The 20678-nt window shown below is 63.8% G+C and carries 16 protein-coding genes and 1 pseudogene; 12 read left to right on the top strand and 5 right to left on the bottom strand.

Features of this window, described 5'->3' with window-relative positions; all coding sequences use genetic code 11:
* Nucleotides 1–458: 458 nt before the first annotated feature.
* Entirely contained in the window at nt 459–1967 is a 1509-nt protein-coding gene (locus tag GNZ12_RS12790; protein WP_172310669.1) for a gamma-glutamyl-gamma-aminobutyrate hydrolase family protein, read from the bottom strand.
* 128 nt (nt 1968–2095) lie between these two features.
* Entirely contained in the window at nt 2096–3853 is a 1758-nt protein-coding gene (locus GNZ12_RS12785) for a cation:proton antiporter (RefSeq protein ID WP_172310668.1), read from the bottom strand.
* A 210-nt stretch (nt 3854–4063) separates the two neighbouring features.
* Between GNZ12_RS12785 and GNZ12_RS12780 the strand changes: the two genes are divergently transcribed.
* From GNZ12_RS12780 to guaD, 11 genes and pseudogenes are all read left to right on the top strand, one after another.
* Nucleotides 4064–4753, top strand: coding sequence for a DUF2848 domain-containing protein (locus GNZ12_RS12780; protein ID WP_172310667.1), 690 nt, complete (start codon nt 4064–4066; stop codon nt 4751–4753).
* A gap of 7 nt (nt 4754–4760) precedes the next feature.
* A complete protein-coding gene (locus GNZ12_RS12775) occupies nt 4761–6113 on the top strand; it encodes an MFS transporter (RefSeq protein WP_172310666.1) in 1353 nt (450 codons plus the stop codon).
* A 142-nt stretch (nt 6114–6255) separates the two neighbouring features.
* A complete protein-coding gene (locus tag GNZ12_RS12770; protein WP_172310675.1) occupies nt 6256–6936 on the top strand; it encodes a GntR family transcriptional regulator in 681 nt (226 codons plus the stop codon).
* A gap of 144 nt (nt 6937–7080) precedes the next feature.
* The gene (locus GNZ12_RS12765) at nt 7081–8460 is read left to right on the top strand and encodes an amidase (protein WP_172310665.1); all 1380 of its coding nucleotides are present in this window, start codon (nt 7081–7083) and stop codon (nt 8458–8460) included.
* A 132-nt stretch (nt 8461–8592) separates the two neighbouring features.
* Nucleotides 8593–9102, top strand: a complete 510-nt coding sequence (locus tag GNZ12_RS12760; RefSeq protein ID WP_172310664.1) for a disulfide bond formation protein B — start codon at nt 8593–8595, stop codon at nt 9100–9102.
* Nucleotides 9103–9592: 490 nt separating this feature from the next.
* Nucleotides 9593–11140, top strand: coding sequence for a xanthine dehydrogenase small subunit (gene xdhA / locus GNZ12_RS12755; protein ID WP_172310663.1), 1548 nt, complete (start codon nt 9593–9595; stop codon nt 11138–11140).
* Entirely contained in the window at nt 11140–13587 is a 2448-nt protein-coding gene (gene xdhB / locus GNZ12_RS12750; RefSeq protein WP_172310662.1) for a xanthine dehydrogenase molybdopterin binding subunit, read from the top strand. Before xdhA ends, xdhB begins: the two co-directional genes overlap by 1 nt.
* A gap of 117 nt (nt 13588–13704) precedes the next feature.
* Nucleotides 13705–14733 (top strand): xanthine dehydrogenase accessory protein XdhC, encoded by a 1029-nt coding sequence (gene xdhC, locus GNZ12_RS12745; RefSeq protein ID WP_235993706.1) that lies wholly within the window; start codon nt 13705–13707, stop codon nt 14731–14733.
* Nucleotides 14721–14858, top strand: a pseudogene (locus GNZ12_RS45010) (xanthine dehydrogenase accessory protein XdhC); the annotation flags it as partial. The gene xdhC and the pseudogene GNZ12_RS45010, both read left to right, overlap by 13 nt.
* Before the next feature lie 96 nt (nt 14859–14954).
* Nucleotides 14955–16007 carry an adenosine deaminase gene (locus GNZ12_RS12735; protein WP_172310661.1) on the top strand — a complete coding sequence of 351 codons (1053 nt, stop codon included), beginning with the start codon at nt 14955–14957 and terminating at the stop codon, nt 16005–16007.
* Nucleotides 16008–16113: 106 nt separating this feature from the next.
* On the top strand, nt 16114–17460 hold the full coding sequence (gene guaD, locus GNZ12_RS12730) for a guanine deaminase (RefSeq protein WP_172310660.1): 1347 nt from the start codon (nt 16114–16116) through the stop codon (nt 17458–17460).
* 104 nt (nt 17461–17564) lie between these two features.
* Here guaD and GNZ12_RS12725 read toward each other — a convergent pair whose 3' ends face one another.
* Complete coding sequence (locus GNZ12_RS12725) at nt 17565–18818, bottom strand: NAD(P)/FAD-dependent oxidoreductase (protein ID WP_172310659.1); 1254 nt, start codon at nt 18816–18818, stop codon at nt 17565–17567.
* 106 nt (nt 18819–18924) lie between these two features.
* On the opposite strand from GNZ12_RS12725, the gene GNZ12_RS12720 reads away from it, so the two are divergent.
* Nucleotides 18925–19653: a class I SAM-dependent methyltransferase gene (locus GNZ12_RS12720; protein ID WP_172310658.1), complete on the top strand. Its 729-nt coding sequence runs from the start codon at nt 18925–18927 to the stop codon at nt 19651–19653.
* 79 nt (nt 19654–19732) lie between these two features.
* Here the strand turns inward: GNZ12_RS12720 and GNZ12_RS12715 are convergent, their stop codons facing one another.
* A complete protein-coding gene (locus tag GNZ12_RS12715) occupies nt 19733–20176 on the bottom strand; it encodes an excinuclease ABC subunit A (RefSeq protein WP_172310657.1) in 444 nt (147 codons plus the stop codon).
* Between the two features lie 53 nt (nt 20177–20229).
* Nucleotides 20230–20652 (bottom strand): signal peptidase, encoded by a 423-nt coding sequence (locus GNZ12_RS12710; protein ID WP_172310656.1) that lies wholly within the window; start codon nt 20650–20652, stop codon nt 20230–20232.
* Between the last annotated feature and the right edge of the window lie 26 nt (nt 20653–20678).

The following is a 20678-nucleotide window of genomic DNA, read 5'->3' as shown; positions in this document are numbered from 1 at the left end:
AGCGGGCGCTGGGAGCCCCTGCCAGGCACCGGCACCCTGGACGAGATGGCGCAGTTGGTCGTCACGCTCCTGCAGCCCTATTTGCAGCCAGAAAATTATTAAACCTATTTGAGGGATGTTGTACTAGATGGATAGATCGCTCGACCTGCGCATGAACCATTTCGCACAAGCTCGATGAAGTAGGGACCGCGTCAGATACGACGGAAATATCGTCAGGCGAATTCTCGGGCAACTTGCGCGACCCGGTCGATGATCACTCGCCATCCTGACTATCTTGATAACGTGCCGCCGATGACCGGCGAATGGCCCGTTACCGCCCTGATAGACGGGCGAAGACAAAGCGGGATCCGGAGCAAGAAAAGCGGTCGCACAAGGCGCGCCGCCGAACATGGCGGCAGCGCCTCACGAAACCAAAGGCTTGATCGATGACCTCGAACGCGCGCCTTAAAGGCGAGGCCTTAAAACCGCGTTTCGCGCGCCACCCGCAGGAAAGTGTCGAGCAACGGCGTGCAATCGAGCAACTCCGGACCGCCCGCGCGATGAAACTCCGGGTGCCACTGCACGCCCATCACGAACGGCGCACGCCGATAGCGCACGGCCTCAATGATGCCGTCCGACGCCGACACCGCCTCGATGTTCAGATCGCGGCCCAGCGTCTTGACCGCCTGATGGTGAATCGAGTTGACGATCGCGTCGCGCCGGCCCGGAAACATATTGGCCAGCGTCGAGCCGTCCGGGAAGTGAATGCCGTGCCGATGCTGATCGTAGTGCTCGTTGACGTGCGCGCCGGCGGTCGGCACTTCGGTGGCGATATCCTGGTACAAGGTGCCGCCGAACGCCACGTTGATCAACTGGCAACCGCGGCATACGCCGAGCACCGGCTTGCCCGACTCGATGAACTCATGCAGCAGTTCGAGTTCGTACATGTCGCGCACGCGGTCGCCGGGCCATTCGGGGCTCGTCGCCTGCTCGGCGTACGATTGCGGCGAGACGTCCGCGCCGCCTTGCAGCAGCAGACCGTCGAGATGCTTCGCATAATCGCGCAAACGGATATTGCTCGGGTGCAGCATGCCCTGATGGCCGACCGTCGGAATCATGAACACCAGCACGTCGCGCGACATCACCCAGTGCGCAATCGATTCTTCGAGGTATTGCAGCGTCTTGCCCCGCAGCCCCTTCGCGCCCGGCTCCGGGTGGAAGATGCGCGCCGACACGCCGATGCGCAGCGTGCGCTGCGTGATCCGTTGGCCGGCGCGATCGAACAGCTGACGTGCGCGTGCCGCGATGATGCGGCCGAACACGGTCCACGCCGAATCGTTTTGCTTCAGATAGCGCGGCGGCGACGGCGGCAACGCGTTCGGCGGTGGCGGGTTCGTTGCGGTGAAGTCAGGCGCGGCGCCAAAACCCGGCGGCGGCGAGCCGGCCCGGCGGGCGGCAGCGGCCGCGTCTTCCGCTTTTTCCTCTTTTTCGGTGAGGTCAGCTTCATCAGCCGGCGCGCTCAATTCGCCGGCGAGCGGTTCGCTGCTCGCGAGCGTAGCGGGACGTGGAGCTGGACTTTTATGCGTCTGTCCCGCCTTGCGTGCCTCGCGCTCATGAACCGCGGCCTCCTGCTGCGCGGTCGACGTGGCCGCCGAACTGCGTGCTTCGGCCGCGTCGCGTTGCTGCGCCGTTTGCGAATCGGTGGGGGTGACCGTGGACGCGCGCTCAGGGTCGTCGGTCGACGACCTCACGGCGGCCTCCCCGGCAGCCGGCGATGCAGTCGAAGCAGACGGCGTCACCACGTCCTTGATCGGGGACTGGATGGAATCTTCGTGGGAGAGCGGTAGCGAGGCCGCGGGCTCTGGCGGCGTGATGTCGGGTTTCGACGCACCTGGCGTTGCGCCGGACGGCGTTGAGGGCGTTGGCGTCGCCGAAGGCGACGATGGGCTGCCGGGCTCGCCGGCATTTTCAGGTTTGTTTTCGCTCATGACAGTCAGACAGGCCCCTTCCACGCGAACGAATGAATATGCCCTGATTATCCGCTAGCGCGGCAAGCCCCGCAAACCCGCACACAATTGCTCACATTGTTGCGAGTCAAGCGGCGCGGCTGTCTAACTTAGGGATCCGGCTGTTCTTCGAACGTTTCGCGCAGGGCGATCTGCATCGCCGCATGGATTTTCACGCACCAGCGCCAGACCAGCGCCAGCAGCAGCGCGGCGCACACCAGCACCACGGTCAGGAGGCCGGTCGGCGGCAAGATGCTGCCGGAGAGCGCCGCGAGCAGCAAAAACACGCCAACCATCGAGACCACCGGCACCAGGTCGGAGATCGCATAACGGATCGCGCTGGTGAAGCGCCCCGCCGTCGCCGGCTGCACGCTCACCTCGGCAAGCAACAGCGCGAGCGACTTGGTCTTGCGATAGACCGCCACCAGGAACGGCATCGACAGCACCAGCGCGATGCTCCACAGCACCACGCGCTGCATCGGCTCGGAAGCCATCCAGTGGGCGAGAAAGGTGCTGGTGTACGGCGCGCTATACGACACGATCAGGAAGATCGCCGCGACGAGAGCAAGATTGACGGCGATCTGCAAAATGATCCGCCGCGTCATGCTGAACAGCGTCGGCTCGCCGGTTCCGGTGCTCAAACTGCGCAGCCACTGCCCGTACATGCCGAACACATTGGCGAGCGTGCGCGGCATTGCCCGGCCGAGGCGCTGCGTCAGCGGATCGGCGGCGCGAATCAGGTAAGGCGTGAACAGCGTGGTCAACGCGGAGACGGCCACTGCGATCGGATACAGAAACGCGCTCGTCACCTTCAAGGTCAGACCGAGCGACGCGATGATGAACGAGAACTCACCGATCTGCGAGACCGTCATGCCGACCCGCATGGCCGTGCGCCCATCCTTGCCAGCGAGAAAAGTGCCGAGCCCGCACGACACGATCTTGCCGACGATCACCGCCACCGTAATCACCGCAATCGGCCACGCGTAGTCGAGCAGCACGGCAGGATTCAGCATCAGGCCGATCGTCACGAAGAAGATCGCGGAGAAGGCATCGCGCAGCGGCGCGATCAGGTGCTCGATCCGATGCAGATGGCGCGACTCGGCCATGATCGCGCCGATCAGGAACGCGCCGAGCGCAATGCTGTAGTCGAGCTTCACCACCAGCAGACAGAAGCCGAAGCAGAAGCCGAGCACCGACACCAGCAGCATTTCGTCGCTTTTGGCGCGCGCCACGTAGTTCAACGCGCGCGGCACGACCAGAATGCCCACCACTAACGACACCGTCATGAAGAGCAGCAGCTTGCCGAGCGTCACCACGGCGACGCCCGCGCTCAACTGCCCTGTCTGCGCAATGCCGGAGAGCAGCACCAACATCGCGATGGCGAGAATGTCCTCGACGATCAGAATCCCGAAAACGAGCTGCGCGAAGCTCTCTCGCTTCAGGCCCAACTCGGACAGCGCCTTGACGATGATGGTCGTCGACGAGATCGCGAGGATCGCGCCGAGGAACAGTGAGTCCATCGGGCTCCAGCCGAACGCGCTGCCGATCTCATAACCGATCCACAGCATCAGCACGATTTCGGAAAGCGCCGCGACGATCGCCGTCGCGCCGACCTTGAAGAGCTTGCGCAGGCTGAATTCGAGCCCGAGCGAAAACATCAGGAACACCACGCCGAGTTCACCGAGCGTCTGGATGGTCTGCTCGTCGTGGATCAGCTGGAACGGCGGCGTGTACGGCCCAATGATCACGCCCGCGGCGATGTAACCCAGCACCACCGGCTGTTTCAGGCGATGGAACAGCACGGTGACGACGCCGGCGAGCGCCATCACGACCGCCAGATCCTGAATGAAGCCGATGCCGTGGTGCATAGACGCGTACCTTACAAAAAGTAATATCCCAAAAACGCAGTGTAACGCACGCGTGCGTCGCACCGAATCGCGCAAACGCCGAAAGGGCTTGGGATTGGCCGGACCACGCGCCTCACAGCAGGAGCTGTCGACCCGAAACTTTTTTGACGCGCTGGACACTAGTGAAATATCACAATAATATTTGCTGCATATTTTCCTGGGAGTCGAGTGATGCAGCAGCTGTCCTTCAATGTTGTAGATCGTTCCGGCGACAGTCGCGCCGATATCGTCGAAGTGAATCATCTGACGATTGCCGGCTGGGCCGGGCGCGATCAGGCGGCGATCGAGCATCACATCGCTGAACTGGCCGAACTCGGCGTGAAACGGCCGTCCACCACGCCCTGCTTCTACCGCCTCGGCGCCGAGCTGCTGTCGCAGGCCGGGCAGATCGACGTGGTCGGCGTGAAGTCCAGCGGCGAAGCCGAGTGCGTGCTGGTGCGCTCGAAGACGGGGCTGCTCGTCACCGTCGGCTCCGACCATACCGATCGCGAAGTCGAGGCCTACGGCGTCACCGTCTCCAAACAGGTCTGCCCGAAACCGGTCGCACGCGACACCTGGCGTTTCGACGATGTGTCCGGCCACTGGGACCAGCTTGAACTGCGTGCTTTCGCTGTGACAAACAAGGGCGAGCGGCGTGTCTACCAGCAGGGCACTGTCGCGTCGCTGCTGCCGGCCGCCGATCTGCTGGAACGCGCGCCCGTCGCAGAGGGTGCAGCGATGTTCTGCGGCACGCTGGCGGTACAAGGCGGCATCGTCGGCATGGCCGACGGCGACGCGCTCGAACTCGAACTGCACGACCCCATCCTGAACCGCACGCTGCGGCACGCCTACCGCGTGCACGCGCTCCCTATCGTCGAATGAGGCACCCATGAGCTCCCCTCCGTTATCCGCCAACGCCGACGCGTCTTCCGACGCGTGGCTCGAGGCCGCCGCCCTGCGCAAGATCACCTGGCGCATCATGCCGTTCCTGTTTCTCGTCTACGTGTTGTCGTACCTGGACCGCGTCAACATCGGTTACGCGAAGCTGCAGTTCACCGGCGACCTCGGCCTGTCGAACGCGGCGTACGGACTCGGCGCGGGGATCTTTTTCTTCGGCTATTTCGTGTTCGAAGTGCCGAGCAATCTGCTGCTGAAGAAGTTCGGCGCCCGCGCGACCATCGCCCGCATCACGATGCTGTGGGGCCTGCTTTCCTGTCTGATGATGTTTGTGCGTTCGGAAACGATGTTCTATGTGCTGCGCTTTTTCCTTGGCGTCGCCGAGGCCGGTCTGGTGCCGGGCGTGGTGCTCTATCTGACCTTCTGGTTTCCGTCCGACCGGCGCGCGCGGATGGTCGCCGTCTTCATGGCAGCAATTCCGGTCGCGGGCATCATCGGCGCGCCGTTGTCGGGCTTTTTGATGTCGGCGCTGCATGAAGCGCACGGCTTGCGCGGCTGGCAGTGGATGTTCCTGATTGAAGGCATTCCGTCGATCCTCGCCGGCTTCTGGGCGCTCGCCGTGTTGCGCAACACGCCCGCCGAAGCCGCCTGGCTCACCGACGACGAAAAACGCGTGGTCCTCACCCGCCTCTCGCGCGAAAACACGGCGGCCGCTGCTGCCGGCGCCGAGCAGAGTCTGGCGGTTGCCTTGCGCTCGGGCCGCTTCTGGCTGCTGACGCTGATCTATTTTTGCCTTGTCACCGGCAATGCGGGCTTCTCGTTCTGGCTGCCGCAGATCGTCAAGGACCTCGGCGTCACCAATCTCGTCACGAACGGCTTCGTCACGGCGATTCCCTACCTGGCTGCGGGCATCGGCATGATCCTGATCGGCCGCTCGTCGGATATCACCGGCGAACGGCGCTGGCACTACGCGGTGTGCTGCTTCATCGGCGCGGCGGGTCTGCTCGGCAGCGCCTCGGTGACGAACTCGATTCCACTCGCCGTCACCGGTCTGTCGATCGCGTATATCGGCATTCTGGCGGGCTTCGGCATCTTCTGGTCGATGTCCACGACCTTCCTGCAAGGCACCGCAGCCGTTGCCGGGATCGCCGTGATCAACTCGATTGCAAACCTGGCCGGCTATGTGAGCCCGTATGTGCTCGGCATCGTCAAGGATGCAACGCATAGCGTGACCTTCGGGTTGGTGCTGATCGCAGGGGCGTTGATCGTCGGCGGCCTGGTCACGTTGATGATGCCGCGCGTCAAGGTGCAGCACGCCGCGGCGGTGACGCCGAGAAGCGCCTGATCGGCGGTGATTGCTGTCATTTCCGTGACGCGAGGCGCGCGCCTCATGCGGGGACAGCGCCGGTGAGCAACCGCCCACCAGGCGCCGTCCGCGCAAAACCTTGCTCTACAATGCGGACGACATCGCCCGCTCTTCTCTTCACATGACGCTTTTGCAGACTGCCCGCCGTTCCAGTGCCCCCCGCGAGACCGCCACGGCAAGTCTCGCCGAACAGGCCTATGCCTTCGTCAAGCGCGAGATCATCACGATGCGTTTGCGGCCGAGCGAGGTGCTCAACGAAGCGGAATTGATGGCGCTGACCGGCATCGGCAGAACGCCGGTGCATCAGGCGCTGCACCGGCTGGTGCACGAAGGCATGCTCACCATCATGCCGAGAAAGGGCATCATGGTGCGCCCGGTTTCCCTCGACGATGTGCTGGCGATCATCGACGTGCGGCTCGTCAACGAAAGCTACTGCGTCGAACTGGCCGCGCGCCACGCGCAGCAACACGATTTCGACGCGATGCAGGCCTTGCTCGAGCGCTCGACGATTTGCGTCGCCGCGCATGATATCGAGGGCATGATGGATATCGACCGCGAGTTTCATCTGGCGATTTCGGCGGCGTCGCGCAATCCGGTGCTGGCCGACATCCTGCGTGGGCTGCATGAACGCTCGCTGCGCTTCTGGTTCATCTCGCTGTCCGAGCCGCATCACCTCGAAGACGTCCATGAAGAACATCTGGAACTGTTTCGCCTGCTGCGCGAACGCGATGGCGAAGGCGCCCGGCAATCGGTGCAAAAGCACATCGAAGCGTTCCGCGCGACCTTGTTCAACCGCATGTGAGTGAATGCATCTGAGTAACGCATCTGAACAGCCGCATCTGAGCAACCGTATCTGATCGACGCCAACCGATCGACCGTATTCCTCGACCGTATTTCATTGCCCTTAACCGGCTTCGCCCGGCCCAACCGGATTCTTCCTGACACCATGGCCACTGAATTCACGCCCTTCCCGCCGCTAGTCCAGCTTGCCGCCGACCTCGCCGCCGGCCGCACCACCAGCCGCGCGCTCGTCGAAACCGCGCTCGACCGGATTGCCAATCCGGCCGGTCAAGGCGCGGTCGCCTTCATGCACGTCGACGCCGACAGTGCCCGCGCCGCGGCTGACGCACACGACCGGCTGCGCGCCGCCGGCACCGTCCTTTCACCGCTCGCCGGGATTCCGGTGTCGGTCAAAGACCTGTTCGATATCGAAGGCCAGCCGACTCGCGCCGGGTCCGTGGTGCTGGCCGACGCGCCCGCCGCCAAGGCGGACGCAGTCGCGGTCGCGCGCCTGAAACGGGCGGGGGCGGTGATCGTCGGGCGCACCAATATGAGCGAGTTTGCGTTTTCCGGACTCGGCTTGAATCCGCACTATGGGAATCCCCTGTCGCCGTATCAGCGCGGTGTAAAGGGCGACGAGCGGATTTCAGGCGGTTCGTCGTCAGGTGCGGCGGCGTCCGTCGCAGACGGCATGGCGGCCATCGCGCTCGGCACCGACACCGGTGGCTCGATCCGTATCCCGGCGGCACTGTGCGGCCTGACCGGCTTCAAGCCGACGGCTGACCGCATCCCGAAACAGGGCGGCGTGCCACTCTCTTCGACGCTCGACTCGTTCGGTCCGATCGGCGTCTCGGTCGCGTGCTGCGCGCTGGTCGACCGGATGCTGGCCGGCCTGGAGCCACGCATCCCGGCAGCCCGGCCGCTCGAAGGCGTGCGCCTCGGCGTATTGACCAACTTCGTGACGGACGGCGTCGAACCGGCCGTCGCCGCCGCGATCGACACGGCGCTCAAGCATCTGGAAGCGGCCGGCGCGATCGTCACGGAAGTGCGCTTCGCGCCGCTCGACCGCCTGCCCGAGATCAACCGCTTCGGCTTTTCGCCGATTGAAGCGTATGCATGGCACCGTCCGTTGCTGGAAAAGCACCGCGATCAATACGATCCGCGCGTGCTGGTGCGCATCCTGAAAGGCCAGCCGGCCAGCGCCGTGGACTATCTGGACCTGCTCGCCGAACGCCAGGTCATGCTCGACGAAGCCGCGCGCACGCTGTGGCAGCGTTTCGACGCGGTCGTTTCGCCGACGGTGCCGGTATTGCCGCCGCGCGTGGCCGATCTGATCCACGACGACGACGCATTTGGCCGCACCAACGCACTGATCCTGCGCAACCCGAGCGTGTTCAACTTCCTCGACGCCTGCGCGCTCTCGCTGCCCTGCCATTTGCGCGGCGACGCGCCGGTCGGCCTGATGCTGGCGGGCGCGCCGCACGCCGACGACGCGTTGCTGGCGATCGGCCGCGGCGCCGAAGCGGTGCTTAAAGCGATTCGCTAATCGGGGACTGAGCGGCAACTGAGCAGGAACCGAGCGGGATTGCACCTTAAATGCGCGATAAGCGTTGGGGCGGGGGTTCGCGCTAGAATCGCGGGCACCCGCCCTTTCCGTTTACAGACAGCCACACGACCCATGAATAACGACAATGCGATGCTGCGCCGCGAGCGCTTCCTGCTGGTTCTACTTGGCCTGATCTGCGTCGGCCTCGTTGCCGGCGCGCTGTATCTGCAATATGGCTTGCATGAAGACCCCTGCCCGCTGTGCATCATCCAGCGCTATTTCTTCCTGCTGATCGCGATTTTTGCGTTCCTCGGCGCGCGCTTCAACAGCTGGCGCGGCGTGCGGCTGCTGGAAGTGCTGGCGGCCCTGTCGGCATTGGCCGGCATCGTCACCGCCGCGCGGCACGTGTATGTTCAGGCGAATCCGGGTTTCAGCTGCGGTTTCGACGCGCTGCAGCCGGTGGTCGACAGCTTGCCGCCGGCGCACTGGCTGCCGGGTGTCTTCAAGGTTGCCGGCCTCTGCGAAACGGCCTATCCGCCGATTCTGGGCCTGTCGCTGCCGATGTGGTCGCTGGTCGCTTTCGTGGTGGCTTTCGTGCCGCTGGCCCTGAGCCTGTCCCGGAATCGCCCCCGGATCGACTGATCGGGCCCTTCCATTATCGCACCTGGCCTCGCGCCGGCCTTCAACCGCCGTAAAAGACGGTGCAAAGGCCGGCGTTTTCACGTCGGCGGCGACCGGGAGGCAACCTGAATTACCCATCCGCCCCTGCTTTGCGGCGTTTTTTGTGACAAAAGACGCTTCTTGCAAGCGTAAACACCGAGCCCCCGGGCCCCGCCAAGCTTTCCGGGCGCCGCGCCGCGCACGGCCAGCCGCGCTCCGCCCCGTTTTCTCGCTGCGCCCCGCCCCTCAAGGCATTGCGCCACTCATCCCGCCTCACGCAACTTCCCGCCTTCGCACGAATCGTACTTATCTCATGATCGCTTGCGAATAAGCTTCATGCGGGTTGGGAAATCTTTTCAGGACAAGGTAGTGCTATCTTCGAACCTGGATGGCGATCTACGTGCGCGAGGCCGGCTTTGGCGCGACCCCATGCGTAACGCGCGCCCGGTCCGCACTGTCTTTCGGATTCGCCATGACATCGCAAACCATCCGCTTTTATCACCAGGGGTCCGTCCGTGAGGTCACGGGCGTCCCGGCGTCGCGCACCGTGCTTCAGTACCTGCGCGAGGATTTGCATTGCACGGGCACCAAGGAAGGCTGCGCCGAAGGCGACTGCGGCGCCTGCACCGTCGTCGTCGGCGAACTGGATGCGCAAGGCGGTGTCGTGCTGAAAGCGGTCAACGCCTGTATTCAGTTCCTGCCGACGCTGGACGGCAAAGCCCTCTTCACCGTCGAAGATCTGCGCGCCGCTGACGGCGCCCTGCACCCGGTCCAACAGGCCTTGGTCGATTGCCACGGCTCTCAGTGCGGTTTCTGCACCCCCGGCTTCGTGATGTCGATGTGGGCGTTGTACGAAAACCAGCCGGCCGCCGCCGGCCTGCCCACCCGCGATGAAATCAACGCCGCGCTGTCCGGCAATCTGTGCCGCTGCACCGGCTACCGGCCGATCGTCGACGCCTCGCAGAAGATGTTCGACTATCCGCAATACCCGCGCATGACGCTGGACCGCAAGGCGGTCGCCGACACGCTGCGTGAGATTCAACGCCGCGACACCTTCGAATACAGCGCGCCCGACACGCGCGGCGCCGGGTTCGGCTCGCCCACCTTCCACGCACCGGTCACGCTCGACGCGTTCGCTAAACTGCGCGCCGAGCATCCGCGGGCGCGCCTGCTGGCCGGCAGCACCGACGTCGGCCTGTGGGTCACCAAGCAGTTCCGCGATCTCGGCGACATCCTGTATATCGGCAACGTCGCCGAATTAAAGACGATCGAACGCGACGCGCAGATGCTCACGATCGGCGCCGCTGTCACGCTCGAAGACGCCTACGCGGCACTCGCCGTCGATTACCCGGAAATGGCCGAGTTGTGGACGCGTTTCGCGTCCCTGCCGATCCGCAATGCCGGCACGCTTGGCGGCAACGTCGCGAACGGCTCGCCGATCGGCGATTCTATGCCGGCGCTGCTCGCGCTCGGCGCCGAAGTCATGCTGCGCCACGGCGCTAAAACCCGCACGCTGAAGCTCGATTCGTTCTACCTCGGCTATCAGAAGACCGCGCTTGCGCCTGGCGAATTTGTGACGGGGCTGCGTGTCCCGCGTCCGGCGCGCGATCTGCGTTTTCGCACGTACAAAGTGTCGAAGCGCTACGATCAGGACATCTCCGCGGTGTGCGCCGCGTTCGCGCTGCACATCGGCGAAAACGGCGCGATCAGGGAAGCCCGTATTGCATTCGGCGGCATGGCCGCGACGCCTAAACGCGCCGCGCAAACCGAGGCCGCGCTGAACGGCGCAACATGGAACGAAAGCACGGCGCGGCAAGCGATGAACGCACTCGTCGCCGACTACCAGCCGCTCACCGACATGCGCGCCTCGAGCGCCTATCGACTGAAGGTGGCGCGCAACCTGCTGTGGCGCTTCCACCTCGAAACGCGCGATGACGCGCCGCTCGCCCTCTTCGACGTGAATGCGTTCGCGTTCGAAAACGGTGTGCCGGACGCGGCCGTTGCGAAGGAGTCGTCGTGATGAACCGGACTGATGCTTTCGTCGAACATGCTGCAAAGCACGCCGTGGCTCAGGACAATGGGACCGCGATCGGCGTGTCGTTGCCGCACGAATCCGCCACGCTGCATGTGAGCGGCGAAGCGACCTACACCGACGACGTCCCCGAATTGCAAGGCACGCTGCACGCGGCGCTTGGACTCTCGCGGCACGCGCACGCGCGAATCGTGTCGCTCGATCTGGATGCCGTGAAAAAAGCGCCCGGCGTAATCGCCGTGCTGACCGCCGAAGATATCCCCGGCGAGAACAATTGCGGGCCCGTGCTGCACGACGATCCGATTCTCGCGGTGGACGAAGTGCTGTATCTCGGCCAACCGGTGTTCGCGGTGATCGCCGAAAGTCATGAGCTCGCGCGCCGCGCCGCCGCACTGGCCAAAAGCGATGACGTCGTGCGCTATGAGCCACTCGAAGTCGTCCTTATGCCCGCCGAGGCGAAAGCCAAAAAGCAGTTCGTCCTGCCGCCGATGCATCTGAAGCGCGGCGAACCCGATGCGAAAATCGCCGCCGCGCCGCATAAAATTCGTGGCACCTTCGAAGTCGGTGGCCAGGAACAGTTCTATCTCGAAGGCCAGATCGCCTACGCCGTGCCGAAGGAAATGGACGGCATGCTCGTTTACAGTTCGACGCAGCATCCGAGCGAAATGCAGCAGGTCGTCGCGCATATGCTCGGCTGGCCGGCGCACAACGTCGTGTGCGAATGCCGGCGGATGGGTGGCGGGTTCGGCGGCAAGGAATCGCAATCGGCGGTGTTCGCGTGCGTGGCGTCGCTGGCGGCGAAACTGCTGCGCCGCCCGGTCAAACTGCGCGCCGATCGTGACGACGATTTCATGATCACCGGCAAGCGCCACGACGCGGTCTACGAGTACGAAGCAGGCTTCGACGATAGCGGCCGCATTCTCGGCGCGCGCGTTGAAATCGCCTTGAGAGCCGGCTATTCCGCTGACTTGTCCGGTGCGGTCGCCACACGTGCGGTCTGCCACTTCGACAACGCGTACTACCTGTCCGACGTCGACATCGTCGCGCTGTGCTGCAAGACCAACACGCAGTCGAACACCGCGTTTCGCGGCTTCGGCGGCCCGCAAGGCGCGCTGGTAATGGAAGTCATGCTCGACAGCATCGCGCGCCAATTGAAGTGCGATCCGCTCGATGTGCGGCTCGCCAACTACTACGGCATCGGCGAACGCGACACGACGCCCTACGGACAACGCGTCGAAGACAACATCATCGCGCCGCTGACCGATACGTTGCTTGAAACCAGTGACTATCGCGCGCGCCGCGAAGCGATCGCCACATTCAATGCTAAAAGTCCGGTGCTCAAACGCGGCCTCGCGTTCTCGCCGGTGAAGTTCGGCATCTCGTTCAATGTGCCGTTCCTGAATCAGGCCGGCGCACTGGTGCACGTGTACAAAGACGGTTCGGTACTCGTCAATCATGGCGGCACCGAAATGGGCCAGGGGCTGAATACGAAGGTCGCGCAAGTCGTCGCGAACCAGCTCGGCTTGCCGCTTTCGCGCGTGCGCGTAACCGCGACCGATACGTCGAAGATCGCCAACACCTCGGCAACCGCCGCTTCAACCGGCAGTGACCTGAACGGCAAAGCCGCCGAAGCCGCTGCCCGGACCATTCGCGACCGGCTCGCCAAACTCGCGGCGAAGCAACTCGGCGGCACCGCCGACGCGGTGGAATTCGCCAACAGTGAAGTATCGGTGAACGGCGGTGCGATGCCGTTCGAGCAACTGGTCGCGGCAGCGTATCTGGCGCGCGTGCAGCTGTGGTCAGACGGGTTCTATACGACGCCGAAAGTGCACTGGGATGCGAAAACGCTGACGGGTCACCCGTTTTATTACTTTGCGTACGGCGCGGCGGTGTCGGAAGTGGTGATCGACACGCTGACCGGCGAATGGAAACTGGTGCGCGCGGATGTCCTGCACGACGCTGGTCAGTCGATCAATCCGGCGATCGATATCGGCCAGGTGGAAGGCGGCTTCATTCAGGGCATGGGCTGGCTCACCACGGAAGAATTGTGGTGGAACCGCGATGGCCGCCTGATGACGCACGCGCCGTCGACGTACAAGATTCCCGCCGTCAGCGATACCCCCGCGGCGTTCCACGTGCAGCTCTATCAGAATCAGAACGCCGAGCCGACCGTGTTCCATTCGAAGGCCGTCGGCGAGCCGCCGCTGCTGCTGCCGTTCTCGGTGTTCCTCGCGATTCGTGACGCGATCGCGGCGGCGGTGCCGGGCGCGGACAATGCACCATCGTTGCGCGCGCCGGCAACGCCCGAAGCGATTCTCGATGCGCTGGACGCGTTGCAATTGCCTGGGACGACGACGGAACCCGCGACAGGACAACCGGCCGAACAAGCAACGGAAGCGGCAATCACAGCCACAACCGCTACCACGCCGATCTAGCAACTTGACGAAACGTTAAGCAACTTTAAGCAACGGCGCGACGCGACACGAACGCGTCCCGCCACACTCAACCGGCCGCACGGACACCCCGCGCGGCCACGTATGGAGAACCGCCGGATGCAAGCCTGGCTACCTGACCTGCAACAACTGCTCGCGCACGGCGACGCCGCCGTGCTGGTGACGGTCGCGCGCGTCGAAGGTTCGGCGCCCCGCGAAGCCGGCACCAAGATGATCGTCACGCGTGATTCGGCCAAGCACACGATTGGCGGCGGGCACCTCGAATGGAAAGCCATCGAGACCGCACGTCAGGTGTTGCGCGACGGCATGCGCTCACCGCATATGCGCCGCCTCGAACGCTTCGCGCTTGGCCCGAGTCTCGGCCAATGCTGCGGCGGCGCCGTGATTCTCGCTTTTGAGCGCCTCGACATCGGCGACCTCGGCTGGATTACGTCGCTCGCGAAACGCGTGGCCGCGGGCCTTTCGACGGTGCGTAGCGTATCATTCGGCCCCGCACCGGATGCGGTGATGCTGTCCGACCCCGAACCGGGTGTCGATGCCACCGACTGCCTGCTGTGGGACGGCGCCGGCTTCGACGACAGCGGCGCGCTGCTCACCGAGACCATCGCGCCAGGCGACTTCCAGGTCGTGCTGTTCGGCGCCGGCCACGTGGGTGCCGCGCTGGTTCGCGTGCTCGCCACGCTGCCTTGCATCGTGCGCTGGGTCGACGAGCGCGACGCGCAGTTTCCGCCAGCGGAAACGCTCCATGCGCCGAACGTAAAGATCGATCCGAACGACGCGCCCGACGAAGCCATCGACCAGGCCGCGCCGCACACGTACTTCATCGTGATGACGCACAACCATGCGCTCGATCTCGAGTTGGCCGAGCGCATTCTGCGGCGTGGCGATTTCGCGTTCTTCGGCATGATCGGCTCGCACAGCAAGCGCAAGCAGTTCGAACATCGGCTGGCCGCGCGCGGCATCGATCCCTCCCAGATTTCGCGGGTGGAGTGCCCCCCCCGTGTCGGCGGGATCGTCGGCAAAGCGCCGGGGAACATCGCGATCTCCGCAGCCGCCCCGGGGTTGCCGGGCGGGGGGGGGAAAGCGGGCCCGCGCGCGGCATCGATCCGTCGCAGATTGCGCGGATGAAGTGCCCGCTCGGTGTCGACGGTATCGTCGACAAGTCGCCGGAGATCATCGCGATCTCGGCAGCCGCCCAGGTGTTGCAGGCCGTGGAGGCGAATGCGGGCGCGCATGCAGCGCAGACGGTCTGATTTGCCGCACAATCGACCTGCCGCCTCAACGCGATTGCATCCTGTCCTGCATCCCGCATCCGGCGCGAACCGACTCCAACGAACGGCTGACCGACCATGAATACAACGACCGCTACCCCTACGCCACTCATCGAGAAAACCGCTCGCGCGCCGAAGGCCGAGCTGCACATCCATATTGAAGGCTCGCTCGAACCCGAGCTGATCTTCGCGCTCGCCGAACGCAACGGCGTGAAGCTGGCGTACGACTCGATCGAAGCGCTGCGCGCCGCGTACGCGTTCACCGATCTGCAGTCATTCCTCGACATTTACTACGCCGGCGCGAGTGTGCTGCTGCACGAGCAGGACTTCTACGACATGACGATGGCGTATGTCGAACGCTGCCTCGCCGATAACGTGATTCACAGCGAAATCTTCTTCGATCCGCAGACGCATACGGAACGTGGCGTGCCGATCGCAACCGTCGTGGCCGGCATCGAACGCGCGCTCGCCGATGCGGAAAGGCGCGGCATGTCGAGCAAACTGATTCTGTGCTTCCTGCGCCATCTGTCTGAAGAAGATGCGCTCGCCACGTTTGAAGAAGCGCGGCCGCTGTTCGACCAATACAAGCATCGCCTGATCGGCGTGGGTCTCGATTCGTCCGAGCGTGGTCATCCGCCGTCGAAGTTCGAACGCGTATTCGCCCAGGCACGCGCGCTCGGTCTGAAGCTGGTCGCGCATGCGGGCGAAGAAGGCCCGCCGTCGTATATCTACGAAGCGCTCGATCTGCTGAAAGTGGACCGCGTCGACCACGGCGTGCGCAGCATCGAAGATCCGGCGCTCGTCACGCGCCTCGCCGATACGCGCGTCGCGCTGACCGTGTGCCCGCTATCGAACCTCAAGCTCTGCGTGTTCGACGACATGACCAAGCACACGCTGAAGGACCTGCTCGATCGCGGCGTCGCCGTCACGGTGAATTCCGACGATCCGGCTTATTTCGGCGGTTACGTGAACGCCAACTATTTCGCCACCATCGACGCGTTGAAGCTCAACGATGCCGAGGTCTACACGATCATCCGCAACAGCTTCGAAGCGTCGTTCGTCACGCCCGAGGAACGCAGCGAACTGATCGCGAAGCTCGACGCGCACTGGCACCCAGGCGGCCCGCATTGACGGGCCAATGAATAGCAGCCGGCGGCGGCACGGGTTCGTTTCAGACCCAGAGTAAAGCCGCCGTCTGCGCTGTTTAGCTCCTCACAAATACGGAGACGGTTTTTCCATGACTCAATCGACACAATCAGCGTTCCGCGCACAACTGCTGACCTTCAACGGCGACCCTGCGCAATCGCCCAACGCAGCAGTCTTCAACGAGGACGGCTTGCTGATCGTCGAAGACGGCCATGTCGTCGCAGCGGGCCCGTATGCCGCGCTCGCGTCGCAACTCGCGCCGGGCACCCAGGTGCAGGAGATGCGCGACAAGCTGATCGTGCCGGGTTTCATCGACACGCACATTCACTATCCGCAGACCGACATGATCGCCTCGCCGGCGCCGGGTCTGCTGCCGTGGCTCGACACGTACACGTTCCCGACCGAGCGCCGCTTCACCGATCCGGCCTACGCGCGCGATACGGCGAGCTTCTTCGTCGAAGAGCTGCTGGCGTGCGGCACGACCACCGCGCTCGTGTATTGCACGGTCCACAAGGAATCGGCCGATGCCCTCTTCACCGAGAGCGAAGCGCGCAATCTGCGCATGGTGGCCGGCAAGGTACTGATGGACCGCAACTGCCCCGAGTTTCTGCGCGACACCGCGCAATCGGGTTATGACGACAGCGCCGAGTTGATCGGACGCTGGCACAACCGTGGCCGCCAGATGTACGCGCTCACGCCGCGTTTCGCGCCGACCTCGACCGAAGCGCAACTCGAAGCGTGCGGCGTGCTGGCCGGCAAGCATCCGGACATCTTCATCCAGAGCCACGTCGCCGAGAATACCGACGAAGTGAAATGGGTTGCCGATCTGTTCCCGGGCCACCGCAGCTATCTGGACATTTACGATCATTACGGCCTGCTGCGCCGCCGCGCCGTGTACGGCCATTGCATCTACCTCGACGAGGAAGACCGCAAGCGCATGGCGCAAACCGGTACCGTCGCCTCGCACTGCCCGACCTCGAACCTGTTCCTCGGCAGCGGCCTGTTCGACTTCGACAAGGCCGACGAAGCCGGCATGCCGATCGCGCTGGCGACGGACGTCGGCGGCGGCACGTCGTTCTCGATGCTGCAAACGATGAACGAAGCGCACAAGGTCGCGCGTCTGACCGGCCATCATCTGACGGCCACGCGGATGTTCTATCTCGCCACGGCGGGCGCGGCCGAAGCACTTGATCTGGCCGACAAGGTCGGCACGTTGAAGCCGAAGTCGGAAGCCGACTTCGTTGTGCTCGATCCGCAAGCCACGCCGCTGCTCGCGCGCCGTACCGCACGCACCGAGTCGCTCGAAGAACTGCTGTTCGCGTTCGCGCTGCTCGGCGACGACCGCGCGATCTACGAAACGTATGCCGCGGGCAAGCGCGTGCATCGTCGCGACGACGTGCGTCAACCTGCACCGCGTGTGGCAAAAATCGCAGCTTGAGTGGATTCCCGAGCTGACGCCTGATCTGATTCAGGCGGTCGAATGAAAAACGGCGCTTCCTGAGGGAAGCGCCGTTTTTCATTGGCTCGTGCCGTGCAGTCCGATCAATGGTGAGTGCACACTTCGTGCAACGCATTCAGACGGCGCACCGGATCGGCGACATACGGATTCGATTCATCCCATGCGTAACCGGCCAGCACCGCGCTGATCATGCGGCGGATCGACCGCGTCTGGTCCGGATAGAAAATGATGTCCTGCAGCTCGCCCGTGTACCAGCGCTCGACAAAGGCACGGAACGTATCGATCCCCTTGCGCAACGGCACGTCGTAAGCGGCCGACCAGTCGACCTGCTCGCCATCCAGTTGCCGGTTCAACGTCTGCACCGCGAGATGCGCGGAACGCAGCGCAATCGTCACGCCGGACGAGAACACCGGATCGAGAAATTCACCGGCATTGCCGAGCAACGCATAGCCCGGTCCATGCAAACGTTCGACATTCGCCGCGTACCCGCCGATTTGACGCACCGGCATCAGGAACGGCGCGTTGCCGATCAATGGACCGAGGGTCGGCTCCTGCTGAATCAGCGCGCGCAGTTTCGCGTCGCGCTCGGCTTCCGGCACATCGAGGAAACTGGCCTCGGCCACGCACCCCACCGACGAGCGGCCGCCCGCTAGCGGAATCATCCAGAACCACACGTCGCGGCGCTCCGGGTGCGTCGCCACGCAGATTTTGTTACGGTCGGTCGCGCCGGCCGGAATGCCATCCTGCACATGCGAGAAGATCGCGGCACGTGTGGGCATGCGCGTGGGCGCTTCGAGATTCAGCAAACGCGGCAGCACACGGCCGAAGCCGCTTGCGTCGAACACGAAATGCGCCTCGACTTCATAGGCGTTGTCCGCTGCGTCGATCACGTCGAGCACCGGCTTGTTGTCCTTCCCGGCAGGTTGCATTGCGCGGACCGTATGACCGAAGCGCACCTCGGCGCCCTGCTCCGCCGCGCAGCGAATCAGAATGTCGTCAAACACCGCGCGCTCGACCTGGTACGTGGTGCCCCACCCCGGCGAATGCTTGTCGCGGAAATCGAACGCCGACGATTGGTCGCGGTAAACGAAATGCGCGCCGTTCTTGTACTGGAAACCGGCTTCGACCACCGCCTGCAGCATGCCGGCCTCTTCGAGGTAGGCCATGCTTTGCGGCAGCAGACTTTCGCCGATCGAGAAGCGCGGAAAATGCTGGCGCTCCAGCACCAGCACAGAGCGGCCTGCTTTGCGCAATAGCGCCGCTGCGACGGCGCCTGCCGGACCCGCGCCGATGATCGCTACATCGACGCTCATGCGCTTTGACGAATGTGTACTCAAGGTTGCCTCAATCGTTTGCTTGCTCTGAGCAGCGTTACGCTGCATCCTTACTTCTCGTTACAATTACGCGTCACAGCAAGAACAATATTTCGTCGGGGAGCCCAGCGTGTCGCCATCCGAAACATCCAGTGTGCCTTTCGTGCCGGAAACGGCCTTCGGGATCTGGTTCCTGCGTACTTATACGTGGGAACATCATGTTCTGCGGGTCGCGATCAACGACCTCAAACGCCTGATCGATGCGCCCTTGCCTGCCGCACCGGTCATCGTCGACGTCGGCTGCGGGCAAGGCATTTCGTTCCGCCTGCTCGCCGAGGCGTTCAAGCCCCGCCGCATTGTCGGTGTCGATTTTCACGAACCGTCGCTAACGCTTGCCGCCAATGCAGCCAACGCGTGCCGCGACAAGCTCGCCGATATCGAAGTGCTGCACGGCGACTGCGCACAATTGCCGTTGCCCGACGCCAGCGCCGACATCGTGTTCTGCCATCAAACCTTTCACCATCTCGTCGAGCAGGACCGCGCACTCGGCGAATTCCGTCGTGTGCTCAAACCGGGTGGCATCCTGCTGTTCGCCGAATCCACCGACGCGTACATCAAATCGTGGGTGATCCGACTGCTGTTCCGCCATCCCATGCACGTTCAGAAAAGCGCCGACGGCTACCTCGACATGATCCGCCGCGGCGGTTTCCGCTTCGATCAGCGCAACGTCTCGCTGCCGTATCTCTGGTGGAGCCGCGCGAAAGACTTCGGCCTGCTTGAACGCCTCGGCCTGACCCATCCGCAGCCTGGCAAGCGTCGTGAAACGCTGGTCAATGTCGCGGCGATCAAGGCCGATTGAATCTCGCCAGGGCGGTGGCAGGCTATCGCCCTGGCAAGCATCACAGCGCGCTGACTTGTGTCGCTCGCTATTTGCGTGACTACTTGCGCAGCGTCACCACATCACCCTTCAGCGCCACACCGGCGATCACCGCACCCGCACCACATGTGAACTCCGTCGCGCTCTCGCGCACTTCATTCTTGTAGTTGCTCTTGATGTTGATCACCGCGTTGCCGCCTTCCTTGCGCGCGCGTTCCTGCAATTCGATCACGGCCGAAAGGAACACGTGCTGGCACGCTTCCAGATCGCTCTTGCCGAAGGCGTTGGTCTTCTTGTTGGTCGCGAATTCACCCATCGTTTTCTCCACGGCCGGATGCGGCTGGCCAGCGAAATACAGCGCGACGTCGTCACTGACTTTGCCCGGTTCGCTTTGCAGCGCCGGCGCGACCGGATAGTTGGCGACCGTGTCGCGGGCAAAAGCCTGCGTAGCGCTCAGCGTGGCGAGCAAAGCGAACAGCGCGACAAACAGCACATTGCGTTTCATTGAGACTCCTTGGTGGTTTTTGTTGCTCTAGTGAGTTCTAAATTGGATTTGCCTTAGTTCGCTTCCAGCACGACAAGCTGGCCTCTCACCGCAATAGCGGCAGCGCTGGGGCTCACGCCGCACGTGAAGTCGGTCGACGAGTTGGTCTCGGTGCTATGAAAGCGCGTCGATACGTCGATCACGGCGTTGGCGTTGCGTTCCTGGGCGGCCGCACGCAGCTTCTGCACAGCTTCGGCAAGCGCTTCATGGCATGCATCTTCCGGGCTCAACACCTTGCGCGCGATCCGCACCGAGTAGGACACGTCGCCCAACTTGGCCGTCACTGCCGGGTGGCTCTGCTCGCCGAAATAGACCGGCACGCCGCCGCGCGACTGGCCGCCGGCCGCCGCGAGCGGCAGCGACTTCACGTCCGTGGCGCATCCCGCCTGCGTCAGTACCACCACTGCCAGCGCAGCCAGTACAAAACGTTTTTTCATTTTTATTGCCCTCGTTTTTTTAAAAT

It is taken from the genome of Paraburkholderia solitsugae (assembly GCF_013177695.1).
Lineage (GTDB): Bacteria > Pseudomonadota > Gammaproteobacteria > Burkholderiales > Burkholderiaceae > Paraburkholderia > Paraburkholderia solitsugae.
This window is presented reverse-complemented; position numbering and strand designations above follow the sequence as displayed.

Coding starts and splice junctions, on each gene's coding strand:
- GNZ12_RS12790 (WP_172310669.1), bottom strand. CDS start 1,967: ATGAGCGAAAACAAACCTGAAAATGCCGGCGAGCCCGGCAGCCCATCG.
- GNZ12_RS12785 (WP_172310668.1), bottom strand. CDS start 3,853: ATGCACCACGGCATCGGCTTCATTCAGGATCTGGCGGTCGTGATGGCG.
- GNZ12_RS12780 (WP_172310667.1), top strand. CDS start 4,064: ATGCAGCAGCTGTCCTTCAATGTTGTAGATCGTTCCGGCGACAGTCGC.
- GNZ12_RS12775 (WP_172310666.1), top strand. CDS start 4,761: ATGAGCTCCCCTCCGTTATCCGCCAACGCCGACGCGTCTTCCGACGCG.
- GNZ12_RS12770 (WP_172310675.1), top strand. CDS start 6,256: ATGACGCTTTTGCAGACTGCCCGCCGTTCCAGTGCCCCCCGCGAGACC.
- GNZ12_RS12765 (WP_172310665.1), top strand. CDS start 7,081: ATGGCCACTGAATTCACGCCCTTCCCGCCGCTAGTCCAGCTTGCCGCC.
- GNZ12_RS12760 (WP_172310664.1), top strand. CDS start 8,593: ATGAATAACGACAATGCGATGCTGCGCCGCGAGCGCTTCCTGCTGGTT.
- xdhA (WP_172310663.1), top strand. CDS start 9,593: ATGACATCGCAAACCATCCGCTTTTATCACCAGGGGTCCGTCCGTGAG.
- xdhB (WP_172310662.1), top strand. CDS start 11,140: ATGAACCGGACTGATGCTTTCGTCGAACATGCTGCAAAGCACGCCGTG.
- xdhC (WP_235993706.1), top strand. CDS start 13,705: ATGCAAGCCTGGCTACCTGACCTGCAACAACTGCTCGCGCACGGCGAC.
- GNZ12_RS12735 (WP_172310661.1), top strand. CDS start 14,955: ATGAATACAACGACCGCTACCCCTACGCCACTCATCGAGAAAACCGCT.
- guaD (WP_172310660.1), top strand. CDS start 16,114: ATGACTCAATCGACACAATCAGCGTTCCGCGCACAACTGCTGACCTTC.
- GNZ12_RS12715 (WP_172310657.1), bottom strand. CDS start 20,176: ATGAAACGCAATGTGCTGTTTGTCGCGCTGTTCGCTTTGCTCGCCACG.
- GNZ12_RS12710 (WP_172310656.1), bottom strand. CDS start 20,652: ATGAAAAAACGTTTTGTACTGGCTGCGCTGGCAGTGGTGGTACTGACG.